This is a genomic window from Nocardioides yefusunii (assembly GCF_004014875.1).
Classification (GTDB): Bacteria; Actinomycetota; Actinomycetes; order Propionibacteriales; family Nocardioidaceae; genus Nocardioides; species Nocardioides yefusunii.
In genome coordinates, this window is the sequence record NZ_CP034929.1 from 1,934,356 (window position 1) to 1,954,382 (window position 20,027).

The window sequence follows — 20,027 nt, forward strand, 5'->3', positions numbered from 1 at the left end:
CTCACATCTCCTTGGCGAGGTTGTCGCGCCAGCCCAGGAGGCGGCGCTCGAGTGCACGGACGAACACGTCGACGAGCTTGCCGACGACGGCGAAGACGACGAGGGCGGCGATCACGATGTCGACGCGGACGAACTCACGGCCCTGCTGCATCCAGAAGCCGATGCCCGAGGAGGCGCCGTTGAGTTCGGCGATCACGAGGGCGAGCCAGGCGACACCGAGGGAGAGACGGATGCCGTGGAGGACCTGCGGCATCGCGGCCGGGAACACGATCCGGCGTGCCATCTGCAGCGGCGAGAGCTCATAGACGCGGCCGACCTCGATCAGCTTGCGGTCGATGTCGCGGATGCCGGCGAACGTCGAGAGGTAGATGTTGAAGAAGGCGCCGTAGGCGATCAGGATGATCTTGGGCTGCTCACCGATGCCGAACCACACGATGAAGAGCGGCACGAGACCCATCAGTGGGATCGTGCGGAGCATCTGCAGGGTGGAGTCGAGCATCCGCTCGGAGAAGCGCGACAGGCCGGTGAGTGCACCCAGGACGAGGCCGAGGACGCCACCGATCAGGAATCCGAGGATCCAGCGGCGCACGCTCATGCCGAGGTTGTCCCAGAACTCGCCATCACGCATGGACTCCCACAGCGTCTGCGCCACCTGGACGGGCGAGGAGAGCAGCGTGGGGTTGATCCAGCCGGCCTCGTAGGCGACGTGCCAGAGCACGAGGAAGGCGACGGGCACGATCCAGCCCAGCGGCATGCGCTGGGCGAGGCTGGGCCTACGACGCTTCGTGGTCCGCGCGGGGGCGGTGTCGTCGATGACGCTCATGGGTCAAGGTCTCCTGGGGGCACGCCCGGGTTCGGGCGAGGGGGCGGGAAGTCGGCCCGACGACGTCGCGTCGGGCCGACCGGTTCCGAGATGAACAGGTCAGAAGGCGAGCAGGTTCTCGCGCAGCTGGGTCGAGGAGTACTCGGTGCGGGTGAGTCCGCGGCGCTGGAGGACGGGGACGAGGCCCTCGGTGATCTCCATGATGTAGCGACGGGTGGTGCCGACACCGTGGGGCGAGATCAGGAAGCCGTCGCCGCCGACCTCGTTGACGATCTCCTCGAGACGGTCCGCGACCTCGTCGAAGGTACCGACGACCTCCGGCGGGATCGGGAAGCGCCAGAAGTCGAAGGCGACCTGACGCAGGGTGCGGCCGTTCGCCCGGGCGACGAACTTCTCCAGGTGGGAGATGTGACCGCGGGTGTGCAGGCCGTCGAGGAGCTCCTGGGTGAGCGGCTCGTCCAGCGGGAGGCCGGAGATGTCGACGCCCATGCGCTTGGCGTGGTCGGCGAGCTCGCGCTCGATGTTGGCGTGGGCGTGCTCGGTGATCTCGGCGAGCTTGGCCTCGACCTCGGCCTTGGTCGCGGCGACGACGGGGTTGATCAGGAAGAGGATCTTGCAGTCGTCGGGGTTGCGGCCGTGCTTCTCCATCAGGGAGCGCACGGTGTCGCGGTAGGTCTTCATGCCCTCGACGGTGGCGGCGACACCGACGATGGTGTCGGCGTGCTTGGCGGCGAGCTCGAGGCCGCCGGCCGAGGCGCCGGCCTGGGCGATCACGGGGGTGCCCTGCGGGGTCGGGCCGGAGACCAGCGCGCCCTTGGACTTGTAGTACTCGCCCTCGAAGTCGACGACGTGGACCTTGGACGGGTCGGCGAAGACACCGTTCTCGACGTCGTCGACGATCGCGTCGGGCTCCCAGGAGTTCCAGAGCTGCTTGACGACGTCGACGAACTCGCCGGCCTGCTTGTAGCGCTCCTCGGGCTCGAGCAGCTGGTCCTTGCCGAAGCCCCGGATCGCACCGTCGGAGGTGCCGGTGACGACGTTCCATGCACCGCGACCCTGCGAGAGGAGGTCGAGGGTGGCGACCTGACGCGCGAGCAGGTAGGGCTCGAACGCGAAGGTCGGCAGGGTCGGGACGACGCCGATGTGGGAGGTGGCATGGGCGACGACGGGGGTCAGCACCATCGTGTCGAGACGCGGCACGGAGATGGCCTGCTCGACGTAGATGTCGGTGGTGCCCTTCCAGTAGTCCGGCACGTAGTACAGGTCCTCGTAGAGGACGTAGTCGAACTTGGCCCGCTCGAGGGCTCGGGCGCAGTCGATGTGGAAGTCCGGCTTCGACCACTCCTTGCCGATGGATCCCGCCCAGGGGCTGTGCCAGGCCTGGGCGCTGGAGCCCTGCATGAAGTAAGCGAGGTGGAACATCGAATGCCTCCGAACGTGCGAGTGGGGGGAGCAGGCGGGGGGTCCTGCAGGATCGACATTCATTAACTTCAATGTCGATCAGTTCACAACAATTAATACACTAACTGTTGAAGGATGTAACTTTTCAACCACCCCCCACTTGGGGGCCCTGACGTCACACCTGGTGTCGTGCCTCGTGAGCCGTCAGGCCCCGCTCCCCACCCCTTCCCGGAGGTATTCCGATGTCGACCCACGCCTGGGACCAGATCACCGTCGAGCAGCTGCGACGCAACGGCGGACGCAAGTGGATGGAGTTCCCCGACAAGATCGGTGCCTTCGTCGCGGAGATGGACTTCGGCACCGCCCCCGAGGTCGCGGACGCGATCCAGGACGCCGTGGGACGTCACCACTTCGGCTATGCCCCGTCGAAGGCGCACGCCGACCTGGCCGACGCGCTCGCAGGCTGGGTGGGTCGCGAGTTCGACTGGACCGTCTCCCCCGACGCCGTGGTCAGCGTCGGCGACGTGCTCTCCGCGTTCGCGGCCGTGATCGAGAAGTTCACCGCCCCCGGCGCGACGGTGATCCTCCCGACGCCGGCCTACATGCCGTTCCTGATCATTCCGCCGGCCCTGGGCCGCCGCGTCGAGCAGGTCCCGATGTTGCAGGACGCCGAGGGCGCCTGGAGCTACGACTTCGACCGGATCGAGGAGCTCTTCGCCGCCGGTCCGTCGCTGTTCGTGCTCTGCAACCCGCACAACCCGATCGGCAAGGTCGCGACCCGCGCTGAACTGGAGACGATCGCGGCACTGGCCTCGCGTCACGGCGGCCTGGTCTTCTCCGACGAGATCCACGCCGGCATGGTCTACGAGGGCACCCACGTCCCGTTCGCGTCAATCTCGGACGAGGCCGCCGCTGTCTCGATCACGTCGACGTCGGCGTCGAAGGCCTGGAACCTGCCGGGCCTCAAGTGCGCCCAGATCATCGCCACCAACCCCGAGCACGCGAAGGTGCTCAAGGCCGACGAGTACCTGCTGATCGGCGGCGCGGGCCTGCTGGGCGTCGTGGCCAACACCGCCGCCTACAACGGCGACCAGACCTGGCGACGCGACCTCGTGACCTACCTCGACGGCAACCGTCGCGCACTGGCCGAGGCGCTGCGCACCCACGCCCCCGAGATCGTGCACCACTCCCCCGCCGCCACCTACCTGGCCTGGATGGACTGCGCCCCCCTGGGGCTCGGCAACCCCGAGCAGTTCTTCCGCGAGGAGGCCGGGGTCGCGTTGGTGGCCGGCACCCGCTGCGGTACGGGCTACGAGCAGTACGCGCGGATCAACTTCGCCACCCCGCGTCCGGTGCTGCTCGACGCCGTGGAGCGGATGGGAGCGGCGCTGGCAGCGCGGAGCTGACCACACCGGAGCCACGACGGCCTCGCACATCACCATCGAGGGGCGAGGTCGTCTCGCCATGGGACCGGCAGGACGTGGCTGCCGACAGGACTCCACCACGATTCGGACAGAGTTCCACATTCTTCTCCATCGGGAAACGGACCGCGTCTAACCTGTGCCTGCCCGTGCGCCCCGCGCCGAGGGCGTTCTCGGTGCGCCACGGACCATCGAACACTCAACGCTCCCGGAGATGCAATGAACCACTCACCCTCCCACCCTGTCCCGCCCGCCAGAGCTCTCGCCCGGCGATCACTCCTCGCCGGCGCTGCATGGTCTGCCCCCTTGTCGGTGGTCGCCACCCCCAGCCCTGCCTTCGCCACGTCCGCCACGACACTCACGGTCACCAGTCCTGCCGCCGACTTCTCCGAGGACTCGGCGGCGTCGCGCACGCTGACAGCCACCTTGTTCCGCGACGGCGCCGCATGGCCCGGGGAGACCGTGACCTTCACCCTCAGCGCGAGTTCATGGCTCACGCTGGGCACCACACAGGCCGTCACCACCAGCAGCGGCACGGCATCGACCACGATCACGGCGCTCCCCGACGTCGTTCCCACGCCGGGCACTGCCGTGACCGTGACCGCGACCCACGGCACCCGGACGACCTCGTGGGTCGTCACCTACCGCCCGTTCACCGCCCTGGCCACAGGCGGGAGCGCCTCGCACCTGACCGGTCTGGCCGACGGCTGGGTCCACGCGTGGGGAAACAACTACAACGGACAACTCGGCGACGGCACGACCACCCAGCGCAGCGCCCCCGTGGCGTCCCTGCGTGGCGAGATCCCGGACGACGTCACCCTCACCGCCCTCGCGGTGGGTGGGAGCCACTCCCTCGCCCTCGGCTCCGACGGAAACGTGTACGCCTGGGGCGACAACACCTACGGCCAACTCGGTGACTCCACCACGACGAGCCGTCAGACGCCGGTCGCCACCCGCCGCGGAAGCATCCCCGGCGGCGTCGCCGTCACCGCGATCGCCGCGGGCAGGAACCACAGCCTCGCTCTCGGCTCCGACGGCAAGGTGTACGCCTGGGGCCTGAACTCCTCGGTCCAGCTCGGCGACGGCTCCGAGACGCGACGCACCGCGCCCGTCACCACCAGCCGCGGAGCGATACCCGGCGACGCCTCGGTGCTCAGCATCGCTGCGGGAGCGAACCACAGCCTTGCCCTGGCATCCAACGGCAACGTCTACGCATGGGGGTCCAACCTCCGTGGACAGCTCGGCGACTCCACCACGACACAGCGCAGCACCCCGATCGCCACGGGCCGCGGCACCAGACCCACGGGCGTGTCCCTCGTCGCCATCGCTGCCGGCACCTCGCACAACCTGGCGCTGGGCTCCGACGGCGCGGTGTACGCCTGGGGCGACAACTCGTGGGACCAGGTCGCCAACGGGGGCGCCCTGCTGCGCACCAGCCCCGTCACCGCAGCGCGCGGCGCCATTCCCACCTCAACGGCCGTGACCTCGGTGAGCGCCGGCGGCGACAGCAGTTACGTACTGGGCTCGGACGGCCGCGTCTACAGCTGGGGGAAGAACGACGTGGGGCAACTCGGCGACGGCAGCTACTCCTCGCGCCGCGCTCCCGTGGTGGTCTCCCCTGGCGCGATCCCCGAAACCGCCAACGTCGTGACCGTCACCGCCGCAGCGGAGAGCGCCTACGCCGTCACCGACCAAGCACTCACCTACGCGTGGGGCAGCGGTTCCTACGGACGATTGGGCCACTGGACGACGAGCAGCAGTGCCACTCCGGTCAAGGTGACCGCCGTCCCCTGACACTCGACCCTGTCGGTTCGAGGTCTTTCGGAGCCTGCTGCGGCGCCGTCCCGTGCAGCGGGGCAGGCGTCACGTGATCACGACGTTCGGTCGGCGCCCAGCGCCGACCGAACGCGTCACCCGGCTCCCCGGCCTCTTCCCGAGCGCCACTCGCAACACCTGGTCGCGGCAACTCGGCCGCGGCAACTCGGCCGCGGCATGGCACACTTTCCGAGTCAATTTGGATTCCGTCTACCTTGGGGCAGCCCACCCGTGCGATCCCCGTCTTCATCCCCCGCGTCGCCCCCACGGCCCAGAGGCCACGTATGGCGTTCCCTGCTGACCAGCGTCATGGCCACGCTCCTGCTCCTCGGGACGTCACCGTCCGCCCTCGCTGACACGGAGGACGAGGCACCCAAGAAGATGACCGGCGGCATCATGTTCAGCACCACGCCCCAGAGTGACTCCGGGACCGTGCGACTGGACTCCCTCGTCCGGCTGACTTACGGCATGACCCCCTGGGACGCAAGGCCGGAGGTCAAGCTCTGGGCGTCGAGAGGAGCGGAATACACGCAGATTCGGTTCCAGAACGCTTGGCGGCCCCGCCTGGACGACGCGGGGCTCTTTCTGAAGGCCACTCTCGACGCCACGCACCCCGGCTACGTCCCGCTGCCCACCGCGACTGATTTCGCGCGCGTGCAGAACCCGCCGGCGCCGATCCTTTCCGGCGTCGTCGGTGACCACGAGGTGCTCCCCGGTGGTGTCCTGACCACCGCCGTTCCCCAGTCCCTCCTGGACGCATTCCCTGACGCGGCCGTGACCTGGGAATGGCAGGGCATGAGTTCGACGAGCAACTCCAGCGGAGTCGTCGGCCCCGAACTCCTCGGCCGCAAGCTCTCCGTCCGCTACACCCTGACGAGCCCTACCCAGGGACAGGCCACGTCGGACTGGTCCCGCGTGACACCGGTGGTCGCGGAGCCCACGAGCCCCGTCTCGCTCCTCGTGAACGGCCAGGAACCAAAGGCCGCCAAGTACCCGGGCCTGCGCACTGTCCCCGACACCCGCCACGAGGCCGTGCTCCACGACTTGGGCCCGGACGACGAGGTCACGTACAGGTGGGACCTGGTGGACGAACTCAACGGGACCGAGACGTTCGCCTCCGACACCGCATCCCTCACCATCGGTGACTGGTGGGGCTTGGGCGTGCGCCTCACCGTACGCGTGAAGAACCCTGCCTACCGTGAGGCCGTGTTCACCCACTGGCTGTGGGTGGCAAAGTCCATCTGCTGGCCGAGCCCGAACCGGACGGAATCGTGCCCGGATCCCGCACCTACCGCCTCCCGATCACCGACATCGCGGGCCCCGTCGACTGGACCCAGGGCGGCCTGCTGCGGGCCCACTTCGACAGAGTCGGGGGCCCGGCGGTTCCGCGGGGGGCCACACCGGAAGAGATCGTCCTGGGCCCGGAAGCCGAAGGGCGCGAGGTGTGGGTCATCGTCGAGGCGCCCATCTTCGACAACCGGTACTACTCCCGGATCGAGGTCTGGGTCAAGATCGGGGTGGTGAGGACCCCCGAAATTCCCGGGGTCTCCCCCATGATCACCGGTGAACCCCGCGTCGGGAACACCCTCTCCCTCACCGTCGACCACGACGCACTCGACGACGACGTCGCCACCACCACCGCCATCACCTGGTACGCCAACGGCGACAAGGTCACCACCGGCGACACCCTCGAAGTCACCGACGCGATGCGCGGCAAGACCATCACGGTCGCCTACACCGTCACCGCACCCGGATACGTCACCCACACCAGCGACACCATCACCATCGGCGCCGTTCCCGAACTGCGTGCCATCACTGGCGTGACCCACAAGGTCACCGGCGACCCCCGCGTCGGAAAGACCCTCACCCTGACGGTCGACCACGACGCACTCGACGACAACGTCGACGCGGACGTGAACATCACCTGGTACGCCAACGGCACCAAGATCGACACCGGTAACAGCCTTGAGGTCACCGACGCACTGCGCGGCAAGACCATCACCGTCGGCTACACCATCACCGCACCCGAACACATCACCTACACCAGCGGCACCATCGAGATCGGTGCCGTGCCAGTGGCCCCGAAACCTGCGCTGGGCTCGGTCACCGGAGCAAAGCTTCGCATCACCGGCAAGACTCAGGTCGGCGCTCGCCTGACCGCATCGTTCACCTCAACCCCGAAGGTGAAGGTCTCCATCGTGTGGACACGCGGCACCAAGATCGTTGGCCGTGGCACCTCCTACACAGTCAAGGCCGCCGATGCCGGGGCGCGCCTCAAGGCCACCGCCACCGTCGAGCAGTCCGGGTACCGAGCCCAGAAGGTGTCGACGACCACGTCGACCGTGACTGCGCCCGTTTCACTGAAGCTCTCCTCGACCACGATCAGGCGCAGCGCGAAGCAGACGATCACCATCGGAAACGTCGCCAAGGGCGAGACCGTGACCGTCCGGATCAACGGCGAAACCCTCGCCCAGGTCAAGGTCCGCGGCGACGGGAACCTGACCACGGTGCGCGTCGCCGAGAGGAACCGAGCGACGGTCACGGTGAAGCGGTCCGGCGGGAAGGGATTCAAGGTCACCTTCCAAGTTGCTGCCAAGAAGGCCACAGGGAACGTGACCGCGACGGTCTCCGGCCGTCCGACAGCACGGGCCGCCTACAGGGTCAGCTGACCTGGCCCGAGTTCTCTCCGCCTGAGGAGAGATCCACAGATACCGCACGCAGCATGCCCCGGGAGAGGAACCCCTCTCCCGGGGCATGCTGCGTCTGCGCCCTCCAAGCGAAGGGCCACGTCCCGCACGACGTCCAGCAACAACCCGCAACCGCTTCGTCTCGTGTGCGCACGACTTCCACGGCCCAGCCGGTGCGCAAGGCCCCGTACACCGAGGAATGGCCGGAAAACCAGAACAGGCTCCGGCCAGCGTTTCCGCTGGCCGGAGCCTGTGTTCGGTCGGGCTGACAGGATTTGAACCTGCGACCCCCTGACCCCCAGGCGTCCAGACGACACCGACGAGGCCAGATTCCGCATGACTCCGGGCCTCAGATCATGCAGAGCGCGTCACGAGATGCATGGTTTGTATGGTTCTGGTCCCCGTCTGGTCCCCCTCGCAGGGGACTCAGAAGAGTTTTCTTGGGTGTCTCCTACGCTGACTTCTCCTTAGGACCGCGTCGCGCGGCGAGCGGCTACTTGACCCAGTCAAGGGGCGAGTGCTCCCGCGCGCTTGGGACTGCTGCACGATCAGGTGACAGTGTGACCTGCCCCACCGAAAGGGTTCCAGTGGTGGTGGCTAAGTGACGGCCTTTCCGAGAGGCTGAACACCATGCCGAGTGCGTATCCAGCCGAGTTTCGCGCCAGGGCGATCGCTCTGGTCCGGGCCGGCAAACCCCAGAAGCAAATCGCTCATGATCTCGACATCCATCCCGTCACCTTGTCGAAGTGGATGCGGCAAGACCGCATCGACCGCGGCGAGATCGACGGACTGGCCACCGTTGAGTCGGCTGAGCTACGAGCGGCCCGACGCCGGATCAAGGAACTCGAGACCGAGCTGCACATCGTGCGCCAGGCCGCGAAGCTCCTCGGGGAGGACCGACCCCGCCCAAAAGGATCTACCCCGTGATCGACCACCTCGCCCTGACGGGTGTTCCGGTCGATCACAGTTGCCGCGTGCTGGGCGTGACGCGACAGAACTACTACAAGCACAAGCGGACTCCGACCACCCCGACGCGCCTTCGCCGTGAGTGGCTCACCGGTCTCATTCGGGAGGTCCACGTCGCGTCCCGAGGCACGTACGGCTACCGCCGAATCCACGCCGAACTGACTCTGGGGATGGGTATCACGGTGTGTGAACGCACGGTGTGGCAGTTGATGAGTCTGGCGGGGATCTACGGGCTGCCAGGCCCTTCCCGGGCGAAGCGCCTGCGCGGTGTGGCGACAGCCGATGATCTGGTGAACCGGAAGTTCCACCGAGTCCGCCCCAACGAGCTGTGGGTCACCGACATCACCCAACACCGCACACGGGAAGGGTGGGTCTATTGCGCGGCCGTCCTCGACGCGTACAGCCGCCGGATCGTGGGCTGGTCCATCGATTCCAAACAAGACTCCACGCTCGTAGTCAACGCACTCGACATGGCCATCCGAAACCGGCGTCCGACACCTGGAGGGATCGTGCATGCGGACCATGGGACCCAGTTCACCTCGTGGGTGTTTGGCGAGAAGATCCGTTCCGCGGGGCTGCTGCCCTCGTTCGGCACGGTGGGCGATGGGCTGGACAACGCCATGATGGAGAGCTTCTGGTCATCGATGCAGATCGAGTTGTTGAACCGAAAGAAATGGAAGACCAGGGTCGAACTCGCGAACGCGATCTTCGACTACATCGAGATCTTCCACAACCGCCAACGGCGCCACTCAGCGCTGGGCTACCGTACCCCGATCGAGTTCGAACTATCGTCAGATACCGACACCAAAACTGCTGCCAGTTAGCCACCGGCACTGGAACCCAAAAGGTGGGGCAGGTCATTGGTGTCACCTATCCGTGCAGCAGTCCCTTTTTCGCATGGTTTCCCCCTTCAAGAGGCGTCCATTGGGGACGCCTTCATAGCCGGGGGAAACTTAGCCAGAGTCTAGTGACGTGTCAGAATCTTTCCTTTTTTAGGCGAGTCGATTGTTTCACCTGGGCGGATCGTGCTAGGGAGTGATCGCTCGCCACCTTCGCGATCCCTTGCGCCTCCTGGATCAACGTTCTCCAACCGCTGTTGAAGCCGTGCCTTTGCGCGCTCGGCGCGCTTACGCGCTGCGCTGGCGCGAATTCCTAGGACGCCGGCGGCTTCGGTGAGTGGTAAGCCGTCCCAGTACACAAGCATGAGAAGTTCGCGGTCGGCAGGGCGCAGACCCGACACCAACTCAGCACCCCTGGTGTGGACCGGAGGGACGTCCTCGCGCAGAAGTGTTTTCAGGCCCGCAGACAGTTCATGACGCCGCAGTTCGCCGCGCCGGTAGTTCGCAAGGACCCCTCGCGCAACCGAGTACAGCCACCGTTTGGCTGCGATGGTGTCGGCAGGGACATCGTCGATCCTTCTCCACGCGATGACGAACACTTCGGAGACCAAGTCCGCCGCGTCTGCCCGGATTGACGTGCGGCGCGTGAAGTAGTTGAGAAGAGCACTTCCAAGAGGCACGACGTTCGTTTCGAACAGTTGCTGCCGCGATTTCCTCTGCGCGCCGCGCATCAACGAACACCTCGTACGACGTCCTGAACGATTATTCTGTCGCAAGAAGCCGAGACGAACTCGCGAGCCACGGGGAGGGGATCCCCACCCGCTGTGAACTGCTTGATGGTGCTGAGGAGCGGGTCGTCGTCCAAGGCTTCGGCCGCAGGCAGGTTCAGTGCCGCACTCAACGCTGTGCGGGCCTCATCCTGTCCAGACAAGTGATTGTCAGCGACGCGTACGAGGTAGGCGGACATCCACGCGCAACCGTTCAAGACCAACACTTCGCGGTCCAGATCGTCCGAGGGAATAGCGTCCGGTCGCGCAGCGCCTGCTTCAACGTGCACGTCAACAAACGTTGACGTCTTGGAACCCTCAGGCCAGCTGTGCGCGTCGATGCGCTTCTGCCACTCGGGGCCCCAAGATTCCGTGAGAACGAGAGGAGCCGTGCCGATGTAGCCACTGAAAAGGCCAAGTCCAGATGCGGCTGCCGCTGCTGTACCGCCCACACCTAGAGCTACGGCTGCAGCCAGGGCTACGGGTCGTCGAGCCACGCGGGCAGGTCTCCTCGCTGTCTGCTCCTCCAACATCACCAGGTGGCCCAGGCGACGCAGTTCGGATACGACTCGCTCGTCACTCGACCAGTCAGTCATCCCATGTTCTGACATGACCACACCGATCGGGTCCTCGTTCTGCGACCCGCCACTGTGGTGCTGATGCGTGTTCATACCCGTACTAAGTCAGCGGACGACCCGAATGTGACAGATGCACTGAAATATCTTCTCCCACTATCAGTCCAGCACTCCACAACGCGGGGTCACCGGGACCCGCCCGTACGCACCGTCCGTTCTCGGCTTGTTCTCTGGCCCAGTGACGGCGCCTACTCGCTCGACTGCAACGACGCTGACACTCAGACCCGGTTCCGGTTCCCATTCGTCACTGAGTGAAGGGCCCAGGTCTGATCACGCCCAGGCATGTTCCGTGAACCAGCCCCTGCCGGTCGAATACTCAGACCAGCGCTGCACCGTGAATCCATTCCCTTGAGCCATCGGACTCGTGGCGTGAAGTCACGGTTGTGCCGAAACATCAGCGCCACCCAGTGCTGGGCGCGCGGCAGGCGCAGATCCCGGCCAGAGGGCCTGCTGCACAATCAGGTGCGTTGGTCGCAGCTTCCGCTTATGACGCCGCTGAGGCTTCAACTGGCTAGCCACGCTCGCCGGTCGAGGATCCCCTCGGTACGCGGCAAGGCGTCCCCGACCGCCGGATCGCCGAGGTGTTCGCGCAGCAGTGCTTCGGCTGCTTTGGCGCCCTGCGAGGCGTCCAGAGTTGCCGCCAGATCCAGCCATGACGCTTCGCCGTGCGGGTTCGCCTCGCGGGCGATCTCGGCAGCCCAGCGTGCTGTGTCGATGTCTCCCCCAGCTAGTGCATGGTTGGCGACAATGTGAGCAACGTCCTCGATGGCGCAGGTCATGACGTCGTCCAGGCGTTGGCCCCGGAAGAGCCAGGGGTAGCGGCGATCGGTGGCGGACTCGAACGGTGCGCCGTCGACCAGCGACAGAGCCAAAAGCAGGTCATCCTGCCCTGCCTGTCCGCCGCGCTTCATCGCCCGGAACCTGAGCCGGCGGAACAGGTCGGCGTCGACCAGGACGCCGCCGGGGCCGCAGTCGAGTTCGTAGGTGGGGTTACCGCGTCGTGCCCCTTCGGTCTTGCTGGCGTCAGGCAGCCAGTCACTCCCGTCAGGTCGATGGCCGAGGACGTGGCGGGCGTCGGTCGCCCGGTTCTGCACGGTGCGTTGTGTCTGCCACCCGAACACAGCGGCTGCTGCCTCACCAGTGACCCCGCGGTCGCGACATGCCAGGAACGCGATGAACGACGTCGTCCCAGCCAGGTTGCTCAACGATGAGGTGTCACCGCCCTGGGCAGCCGTCACCATCACCGGACCCAACAGCCGCACCTTCGGACGGTGCGCATCAGGGTCGAACCACGCCGCCAGATCCGCGGCCAGATCCGGATCGATCTCCTCGAGCGCTTCGGCAGCTTCGGCGCTCACGCTCGGCGCCACCTCAGCGAGGTCTTCGGTGGTGGTGGCGGCTCGGGACAGGTAGGTCTCGTCGACGTCCGGCAGCAGCGAAGCAGCGCTGATCGTGTCGCCGGTGCGCTCGGTACGGAACTCGTCGAGCAGGCTCCCGTCGACCTTCGCGTACCCCGCCAACACTCCATCGGAAGTGTCGTCAGGGACAGGGCCGTCGCTGCACATCCGGGTGACGCTGAGCAGATCAGCCATCGCCTCGGCCTGGTCAGCCGTCATCGCCATCGCGGTGAGGGCCACGTTCCAGCGAGGCACGTAGGCGATCCCGTCCTCAGAGACCACGATCTGCGGTGCAGTGGGGTCGTGGTGGATCACCACGGCACGGCTACGTGCCACCGGCGACAACCGCGAACGCAACTCCTCACCGGTCTCCGCTGAGACCACCACGACCAGAGGATGCGTGGAATCCAGGACCTGACCGGTGACACGACGAGCCAGAACATCGGCCTGCAGCGCGACCGTTGCTTCCTCGATGTCGTGGGTGACCGCACGCACCCGTGCAGCGGCTTGCTCAGGGGTGGCGGTACGCAACCGAGCAGGATTCATCTGGACGGTCTCAGAGAGACCCTCACTAACAAGCACCTCGGTGCCCTCAGCCCACGCATTCACCGCCAACTCAGCCACGACGAACCGGACCAGAGCCGCGGCCTGCGCGCTGTCACCTGACACCCCGACGTCACCCAGCGCCTCCAGATCGAGGAGCCAGGTCCGTCCAGCGGAGTCCCGACCGACCGTCACCAGCGCCGGGTACGGCGCCGGTTGGGAGTCCAAGGACTCGTCCAAGTACGTCTCGCGGGACAGCGCCCACGAGGTGTTGTCGACGCTGCCGATCCACCCCTCTGGCGCAGGTGCACTCGCTGGTTCGTCGAGCAACACCGTGAGTTCCTCGGCACTGAGAATGACCGCGGCCAGCAACGGAAGCGCGGTGCCCCGAGCGTGAGAGACAGCCGCGATGTGGCGCAGAGCCCGGTCGACGAACTCGGCGTCGACCTGGGCCTCAACGCCTTCGAGAACGACCGACTCCTCCCGCTCCCCCACCACCGGTGGGGTGGGAGCGATGGCCCGTCCGATCCCCCGCTGTTTGAACTGGCGACGACGGTTGCGCACCACCATCACGAACGCACCAGCAGCCAGACACGTGGCAGTGGCCAGCAATGCCCGGAGCGCGAGCAGATCAGTTCTCTGCTCAGCGGGGTCGTCCGACGTCGAAGCAGCCTCCTGCGGTTCGTCCTGTGGAGAGTCGACCTCGGTCGTCTGCACCTTTGCCGCCTCAACCGAGGGCGCCTCGGTCTGCGGAGCTGGTGCCGGCTGCTGCGAGGTCTGCTCCTCAGGCCCGGCAACATCTGGATGCGGCACACGGGGTGCGGGCGTGGGCGGCGCCGGAACGGCCACCTCCGCTGCGTCAGCACCGGGGATTCGGACGGTCCAGCCAGGCTGGATGAGATCGGGATCGGTGAGCCGTGCGCCTCCAGGCTGGATCACCCCAGCGGTCGCCTCGGCCAACAGCGGGTACGCCTGGGCATCGCCCAGATGCTCGTGAGCGAGGGAGGAGAGGGAGTCGCCGGGCCGGACAGTGACCTCATGGGGGACGTTGGAGCGTGCCTCCCCAGGTACCCGTAAAACCCAGCCCGGCTGGATCGGTGCGGCAGCCGAGAACCGTGTCCCGTCGGACATCTCCTGGCCCTCGTTCAGGTCGGCGATCTCGCCCCAGCGTTCACCGTCGCCCAGCACTCGTTCAGCGATGGACCACAAGGAGTCCAGACGCATCACGGTCACCTCGTCCGTTGAGGTCACGGGAGCTGAGTCACGCACAAGCTGCTCGATCGCCACCGCTGATGTGCTCCCCCCCCGGGTCATCTACCGGGACAGGGACGGGAGCTCCCTGAACGGCCCTCCTGGTTGGAACAGACGTACCGCCGAGCCGGCGACCCTGTGGACCCTGATCGAGGACATCTTCAACGCTGGGGATACTACGCCCACGCCATCGCCCGATGGGAACACACCACAGGACGAGCAGCCCCCGCACCAGCGCTCCTGAACGACGCCACCAGTCCGCGGGCCAGCACCGGAGTTCGTGGAATGGCTCATGGGACTGTCAGCTGGCTGGATCACAGGCGAGGGACACGACCTGACGTCAAACCAGCAGATCACCGCACTGGGCAACGGTGTATTGCCATTGCAGGCAGTGACCGCCATCAGCAGCCTTCTCTTCTGATGTCACTGCATCGATCCGGTTCGCTGTTCACAATCCTAGTCATACCGGCCTTCAATCGGCCGCGGTCGTCGTAGGCCGGCACTGTCCGGTCGCTGGGCGCGGAAACCCGCAGGACGTGCCAGAAGTTCTGATTTCGCATGTCACGTTTCTGGCTGTGCCGGACATTCCAAGGGTGAGCATCCGTTCCTGAGGAGGTCCCATGCCCACCCCTGACCTTGAATGTTTCTTGGTCCCGCCCGTCCCAAGCACCGCCAGTGCCGCCGAACAGAGTCCCTTGGGAAGTCGATGGGTACCGGACACTTGCCGCCAACTTGCTGTCCTTCTCCAACGGTTGGCCTGGCCACAGCCGATGATGGTGTCAGTTCGGTGAGGCGCCGTGTCGTGTTCTGTGTATTGGCAGGTCTGTTCGCGCTGACGGCCTGTACATCGGAGACCAAGGGTCCTGAGGCGAGCAATTCGGTCGATCCTTCCAGTCTTTACGGTTCGCCGGAGAGCCCCCAGACTCCCGGTGGCTCCGGATCTCTTCCGGCGTTGTCTGATGACGATCAGATCCCACCGGGGGAAAATGGGGAACTTGTCCCAGGGGTATATGCCCTTCTTGGTGAGATGACTCCTGAGCAGAAGTTGGTGGTCGACACGGCTTCCTATTTGAAGGTCAAACAGTGCATGAAGGATCAAGGTTTTACGTTCCTCGATCCGGCGCCAAAGCTTGAGGTGCAGAAGCGATCTGCGGTCCTGTTTGATGGCTACATCGGCATCCTCGATGCCGACTACGCCAAGGGCTACGGCTATCAACTCAATCCGAGCAGCATCGGCATGGAGGATGAACGTCAAGCCCAGAGCGGGCAGAAGTATCCGAGCGCCGAGTACGAGTTCGCGCTGAAAGTGGCCGGAGACGGCGGGTGCCTCGGACAGACAGAAAAACTCATCGATAAGAACCGGCCGAGCGAGGACGAGAGCACCCCGATCCTGGGCAAAATCTACGAAACGTCTTTGACAGCGACCTATGCCGACGCTGACTACAAGAGGGCGCTGAAGCTCTGGTCGACGTGTATGCGTTCAGCCGGATTCAACTACGCAACTCCAGCAGAAGCATTCGGTGCTTTCGACGGGTTCACGTTGACCGATGCAGTCCCCGACCCGCCAGCAGTTGAGACCAAGACTGCGGTGGCGGATGTGGAGTGCAAGCGTTCGAGCCGCCTGGCTGATGTGTTCAGGAGTGTGTTTTGGGATCACCAGGTTGCCATGGCGGAGAAGAATCGTCCGACGCTGAAGGTACTGGAAGAGGTCAACGCACAGTTGCTGCGCAACGCGCAGCAGATCATCAAAGAACTCGGCTGACAGCAACGTGATGTTTCCGAAGATCACATGGTGGAAGAACCGCAACGATTCCAGCCCTTCGACGTCCCAGCCTTCCACCCCGGATGCGCAGGCAGCGCGGATGCCCGGACGAGGATGGCTGACGGCGCTGGTGATCGTGGCAGTGGCGGCGACCGCTGGCGGTTGGGTCGCTGGGCAGTCGATGCTCTCACCTCGGGAGATGGCAGCACGGTCGCAGCCGCCATCGGCAACGATCATCACCGCTGAGGTGGTGTCACAGAAGATCACGAGTGCGGTGGTCGCGCGGGGACGGATTGCTGCGGTCGATGTGGTCAAAGTTGGCCACGGCAGCCTGCTTCCCGGCGACGCTGGTGCTGAGGCCGGGTCTTCGGGCGGGGCCGAAGACGGTGGCGGGGATGGCGTGTTGACCGGCGTCTTCACCTCGATGGGCGACAAGGTCAACCAAGGACAGGCCGTCGTGGAGGTTGATGGGAGACCGGTCATCGTTCTGCAAGGGGCCAAGGCAATGTATCGCGATATCAAGCCGCTGATGAGAGGCCCGGATGTTGAGCAATTGCAACGGTCTTTGACGGCACTGAAGCACTATTCGGGCGCTGTCACGGGCGTGCTCGATGACGCCACCAAGGCTGCCGTGGCTCGGTTGTATAGGCAACTGGACTATCCGGCACCGGTCACCGACGGCGGTGACGGTTCGGACCAGGGCGCTGTTCAGTCCGCGCGGGACTCCTATGAGGATGCCTCCGCGGCATTGGCAGAGCTCAAAGGCCAACGCACCAGGTCCAATGCAGCGTTGGCGGCGCAACTCAAGTCATGGGAGAAGGCGCGCAAAAGCGACACTCCCGATGATGCTGGCGCCAAGCCTGTCTATGAAGGGCCGTCAGAAGCCGAAATCGCTCAGGCCGAGCGTGCGGCCAACCGTGCGAATGAGGCGCTGGGGTTGGAGGTGGCCCGTCGGGGAACGATGGTGCCGCGCAACGAAATCGTGTTCGTTCCACGCCTGCCGGCTTCGGTGACCCAGATCGGCACCAAAACCGGTTATGCCCCGGCCAGCTCGCTGTTCACGCTGAGCCCGACTGCGGTGCAGCTCTCTGCCGACGTCCCCGAAGCCCAAGCGGGTCTTCTCCGCGAGGGTGACCATGTCGAGGTCGACCTGCCGGACGGTTCGGTCACCGGAGTCATTGCCTCCATCGGCAGCACAACAACGCCTGGACAGGTCGTGATCGAGATCTCCACTCCGAAGCCTCTTCCTTTTTCACTGGCAGGGGCCGATGTCAAGGTGACGTTTGTGGCTGCCGCGACACCGGGGACGGTCCTTGCCGTCCCACAGGGAGCGATCAATTCCGACGCAAGTGGGGGGTTGTCGGTGATCGTCCAGGCAGCCGACAAGTCACTCACCCGGATACCCGTCGAGGTCGGTGTTGCTGGGGAGAGCTTGGTCGAGGTCACACCCAAGACCTCGGACGCCCTGCGCGCGGGTGACAAGGTGGTGATCGGCGGATGACCGAACAAGCCACCCATCCTGAGGGCGGCCAGCCTGTCATCGTCTTGGACGCTCTGGAACGGATCTATCCCGGACCAGCGCCAGTCCACGCGGTCCGCCCGGTCGACTTAGTCATTGGTCAAGGAGACTTCGCGGCGATCGTCGGGCCGTCAGGATCAGGAAAGTCCACGCTGCTGAACGTTCTGGGTTTGCTCGACTCACCGACCGCTGGCCGGTACCTGCTGGACGGAATCGACACCGGTCCGTTGCGTCCGGCCCAACGCGCGGCGTTGCGGGGCAGCAAGATCGGCTTTGTGTTCCAGTCCTTCCACCTGCTGGCCAACCGGACGGCACTGGACAATGTTGCCCTGGCGGGGACCTACGCCAAGACACCACGAAAGATCAGGTTGGCCCGCGCAGCCGAGGCCATCGAGATGGTCGGGTTGTCTCACCGGGCCGGATTCATGCCCTCGGTGATGTCCGGCGGGGAACGTCAACGCCTGGCGATCGCCCGCGCATTGGCGTGTCGCCCAGCCGTCCTGCTGTGTGATGAGCCGACCGGGAACCTCGACACCGAGCGGTCCGAAGAGATCTTGGCCCTGTTTGAACAGATGAACGCTGCAGGGTTCACCATCGTCATCGTCACCCACGATGAACAACTCGCTGCTCGCGCCCACCGCCGTATCGAGGTCCGCGACGGCAACGTCCGCGACCTCCCCACATCCGAACCACCGTGCACTGGGCCAGTCGAAGCAGGCAGCCAATGAAACTCCGCAAGAAACGACGTCCACGTCCGTCATCATCCACAACTGTTGGAGTCTCTAGAATCCGGTCGGGCGATGCAGTCCGTGAGGCGGTCTCGACCATCGCGGCACGTCCTGCGCGCTCGATCCTGACGATGTTTGGCACGGTCCTGGGCTGCGCGGCGGTGATCGCGATCCTGGGGCTGACCGACACGGCACGCGGACAGATCACCTCGACGTTCAACGAACTTGAAGCCACCACCGTCACCGTCACCGATGCCCAGTTCGACAAGGCCATGCAAACAGGAACAGCCGCCGATTCGGGGGTCTACTCCTTCCCAGATGACACGGGCATCCGACTCCGGAATCTCAATGGCGTAGCCGATGCAGGGGTATATTTTGCCACCGCGATCGGCGCCGATCCCGTTACCGGGCAGCCGCGGACTATCGCCAAACGCCCCAACATTGACCAGAAGGCTTCGGGCACAGGGGCGGCCCTTGTCGCGTGGGCTGTCGAGGGCGGCACGCTCACCGCGGCCAACACCCAACTGGCCTCGGGCGTACTTTTTGACGATTTCCACACACTGACCGGACAACCCGTGGCTGTGTTGGGGCCCGCCGCAGCGGAGAACCTGGGCATCCCCTCAGTGCTGACCAATCCGACGGTGTTCATCGGCAACGATGCCTACGCGGTCATCGGCATCTTGTCCGACACCGGGACGCTGCCCGAACTGGACAACGCCGTGATGATCCCCGCACCAGTGGCTATTGACCGGTACGGCCGGCCCGAACAAGCCGCCAAAGCCCTGATCCGCACAGACTTGGGTGCTGCGCCTCTGATTGCCCGCCAGGCTCCCTTCGCGTTGGACCATGCGCACCCTGAGCATTTCTCGACCATTGCGCCGCCGAACTGGTCGGTCGTCTCCGACCCAGTCCAGACCTCCATGGGCGGCCTGCTGCTGGCATTAGCCGCCATCGCCTTGGTCATCGGCTGCGTCGCCATTGCCAACACCACCCTAGTTGCGGTGATGGAACGCACCGGAGAAATCGGGCTACGCCAAGCCCTCGGAGCCAAACCCACCCATATCTTGTCTCAGTTCCTCATCGAATCAGTCGTCCTCGGCGGACTGGGCGGCCTCCTCGGCTCAGCAGTCGGGGTGGCCGCTGTGCTGATCGGTTCCATCGCCCAACAATGGACACCAGTCCTGGACCCCTTGCTCCTTCTTTTATCCCCAGCCCTTGGCATCGCCACCGGCGTCATCGCCGGGCTCTACCCCTCCTGGCGCGCCAGCCGAATCCCACCTGCTTCCGCACTCCAAAGAATGTGACATGGCGCTACGCAGCCGGACTCGAGCGGCCTACTGTCAGCTAAGACAGCTTTCTTCCTAGCCAGCGGCGTGTTTGCCATCAGATTCGCCCCGCACGGTCGTGCAGTTTCACAACCCGTTCAGATTTCATGTCACGTTTCTGCCGGAGCCGGACATTACTAGGGTGAAC

General features: G+C 65.5%; 11 protein-coding genes and 1 pseudogene. 8 read left to right on the top strand and 4 right to left on the bottom strand.

Features of this window, described 5'->3' with window-relative positions; all coding sequences use genetic code 11:
• Position 1: 1 nt before the first annotated feature.
• Together EOV43_RS08790 and EOV43_RS08795 are read right to left on the bottom strand one after the other, a co-directional pair.
• Entirely contained in the window at positions 2-823 is an 822-nt protein-coding gene (locus EOV43_RS08790; RefSeq protein ID WP_128220954.1) for an ABC transporter permease, read from the bottom strand.
• 99 nt (positions 824-922) lie between these two features.
• Complete coding sequence (locus tag EOV43_RS08795) at positions 923-2,245, bottom strand: NtaA/DmoA family FMN-dependent monooxygenase (protein WP_164878800.1); 1,323 nt, start codon at positions 2,243-2,245, stop codon at positions 923-925.
• A gap of 221 nt (positions 2,246-2,466) precedes the next feature.
• Between EOV43_RS08795 and EOV43_RS08800 the strand changes: the two genes are divergently transcribed.
• The 4 genes and pseudogenes from EOV43_RS08800 (at position 2,467) to EOV43_RS08815 (ending at position 9,937) form a co-directional block, all read left to right on the top strand.
• Entirely contained in the window at positions 2,467-3,630 is a 1,164-nt protein-coding gene (locus EOV43_RS08800) for a MalY/PatB family protein (protein ID WP_128220956.1), read from the top strand.
• A gap of 327 nt (positions 3,631-3,957) precedes the next feature.
• A complete protein-coding gene (locus EOV43_RS08805) occupies positions 3,958-5,439 on the top strand; it encodes an RCC1 domain-containing protein (protein WP_239022303.1) in 1,482 nt (493 codons plus the stop codon).
• 1,244 nt (positions 5,440-6,683) lie between these two features.
• The gene (locus EOV43_RS08810; RefSeq protein ID WP_128220958.1) at positions 6,684-8,129 is read left to right on the top strand and encodes a hypothetical protein; all 1,446 of its coding nucleotides are present in this window, start codon (positions 6,684-6,686) and stop codon (positions 8,127-8,129) included.
• Between the two features lie 648 nt (positions 8,130-8,777).
• Positions 8,778-9,937 (top strand): annotated as a pseudogene (locus EOV43_RS08815) (IS3 family transposase).
• Positions 9,938-10,077: 140 nt separating this feature from the next.
• On the opposite strand, the gene EOV43_RS08820 reads toward EOV43_RS08815, so the two are convergent.
• Entirely contained in the window at positions 10,078-10,683 is a 606-nt protein-coding gene (locus EOV43_RS08820) for an RNA polymerase sigma factor (RefSeq protein WP_128220959.1), read from the bottom strand.
• 1,174 nt (positions 10,684-11,857) lie between these two features.
• On the bottom strand, positions 11,858-14,545 hold the full coding sequence (locus EOV43_RS08825) for a LysM peptidoglycan-binding domain-containing protein (RefSeq protein ID WP_164878799.1): 2,688 nt from the start codon (positions 14,543-14,545) through the stop codon (positions 11,858-11,860).
• Positions 14,546-15,347: 802 nt separating this feature from the next.
• Between EOV43_RS08825 and EOV43_RS08835 the strand changes: the two genes are divergently transcribed.
• Genes EOV43_RS08835 through EOV43_RS08850 form a run of 4 tightly spaced genes read left to right on the top strand, consistent with a single transcriptional unit; the run spans position 15,348 to position 19,858 of the window.
• Positions 15,348-16,307 (top strand): hypothetical protein, encoded by a 960-nt coding sequence (locus EOV43_RS08835; RefSeq protein WP_128316364.1) that lies wholly within the window; start codon positions 15,348-15,350, stop codon positions 16,305-16,307.
• Positions 16,308-16,317: 10 nt separating this feature from the next.
• A complete protein-coding gene (locus EOV43_RS08840; RefSeq protein WP_128220962.1) occupies positions 16,318-17,808 on the top strand; it encodes a peptidoglycan-binding protein in 1,491 nt (496 codons plus the stop codon).
• Positions 17,805-18,554, top strand: a complete 750-nt coding sequence (locus EOV43_RS08845; protein WP_128220963.1) for an ABC transporter ATP-binding protein — start codon at positions 17,805-17,807, stop codon at positions 18,552-18,554. Before EOV43_RS08840 ends, EOV43_RS08845 begins: the two co-directional genes overlap by 4 nt.
• Positions 18,551-19,858, top strand: a complete 1,308-nt coding sequence (locus EOV43_RS08850) for an ABC transporter permease (protein ID WP_128220964.1) — start codon at positions 18,551-18,553, stop codon at positions 19,856-19,858. The genes EOV43_RS08845 and EOV43_RS08850 overlap by 4 nt, the downstream gene beginning before the upstream one ends.
• Positions 19,859-20,027 lie beyond the last annotated feature (169 nt).

Excerpts from the sequence above, each read along its gene's own strand:
- EOV43_RS08790 (WP_128220954.1), bottom strand. The coding sequence starts at position 823 with ATGAGCGTCATCGACGACACCGCCCCCGCGCGGACCACGAAGCGTCGT.
- EOV43_RS08795 (WP_164878800.1), bottom strand. The coding sequence starts at position 2,245 with ATGTTCCACCTCGCTTACTTCATGCAGGGCTCCAGCGCCCAGGCCTGG.
- EOV43_RS08800 (WP_128220956.1), top strand. The coding sequence starts at position 2,467 with ATGTCGACCCACGCCTGGGACCAGATCACCGTCGAGCAGCTGCGACGC.
- EOV43_RS08820 (WP_128220959.1), bottom strand. The coding sequence starts at position 10,683 with ATGCGCGGCGCGCAGAGGAAATCGCGGCAGCAACTGTTCGAAACGAAC.
- EOV43_RS08840 (WP_128220962.1), top strand. The coding sequence starts at position 16,318 with ATGTTTCCGAAGATCACATGGTGGAAGAACCGCAACGATTCCAGCCCT.
- EOV43_RS08845 (WP_128220963.1), top strand. The coding sequence starts at position 17,805 with ATGACCGAACAAGCCACCCATCCTGAGGGCGGCCAGCCTGTCATCGTC.
- EOV43_RS08850 (WP_128220964.1), top strand. The coding sequence starts at position 18,551 with ATGAAACTCCGCAAGAAACGACGTCCACGTCCGTCATCATCCACAACT.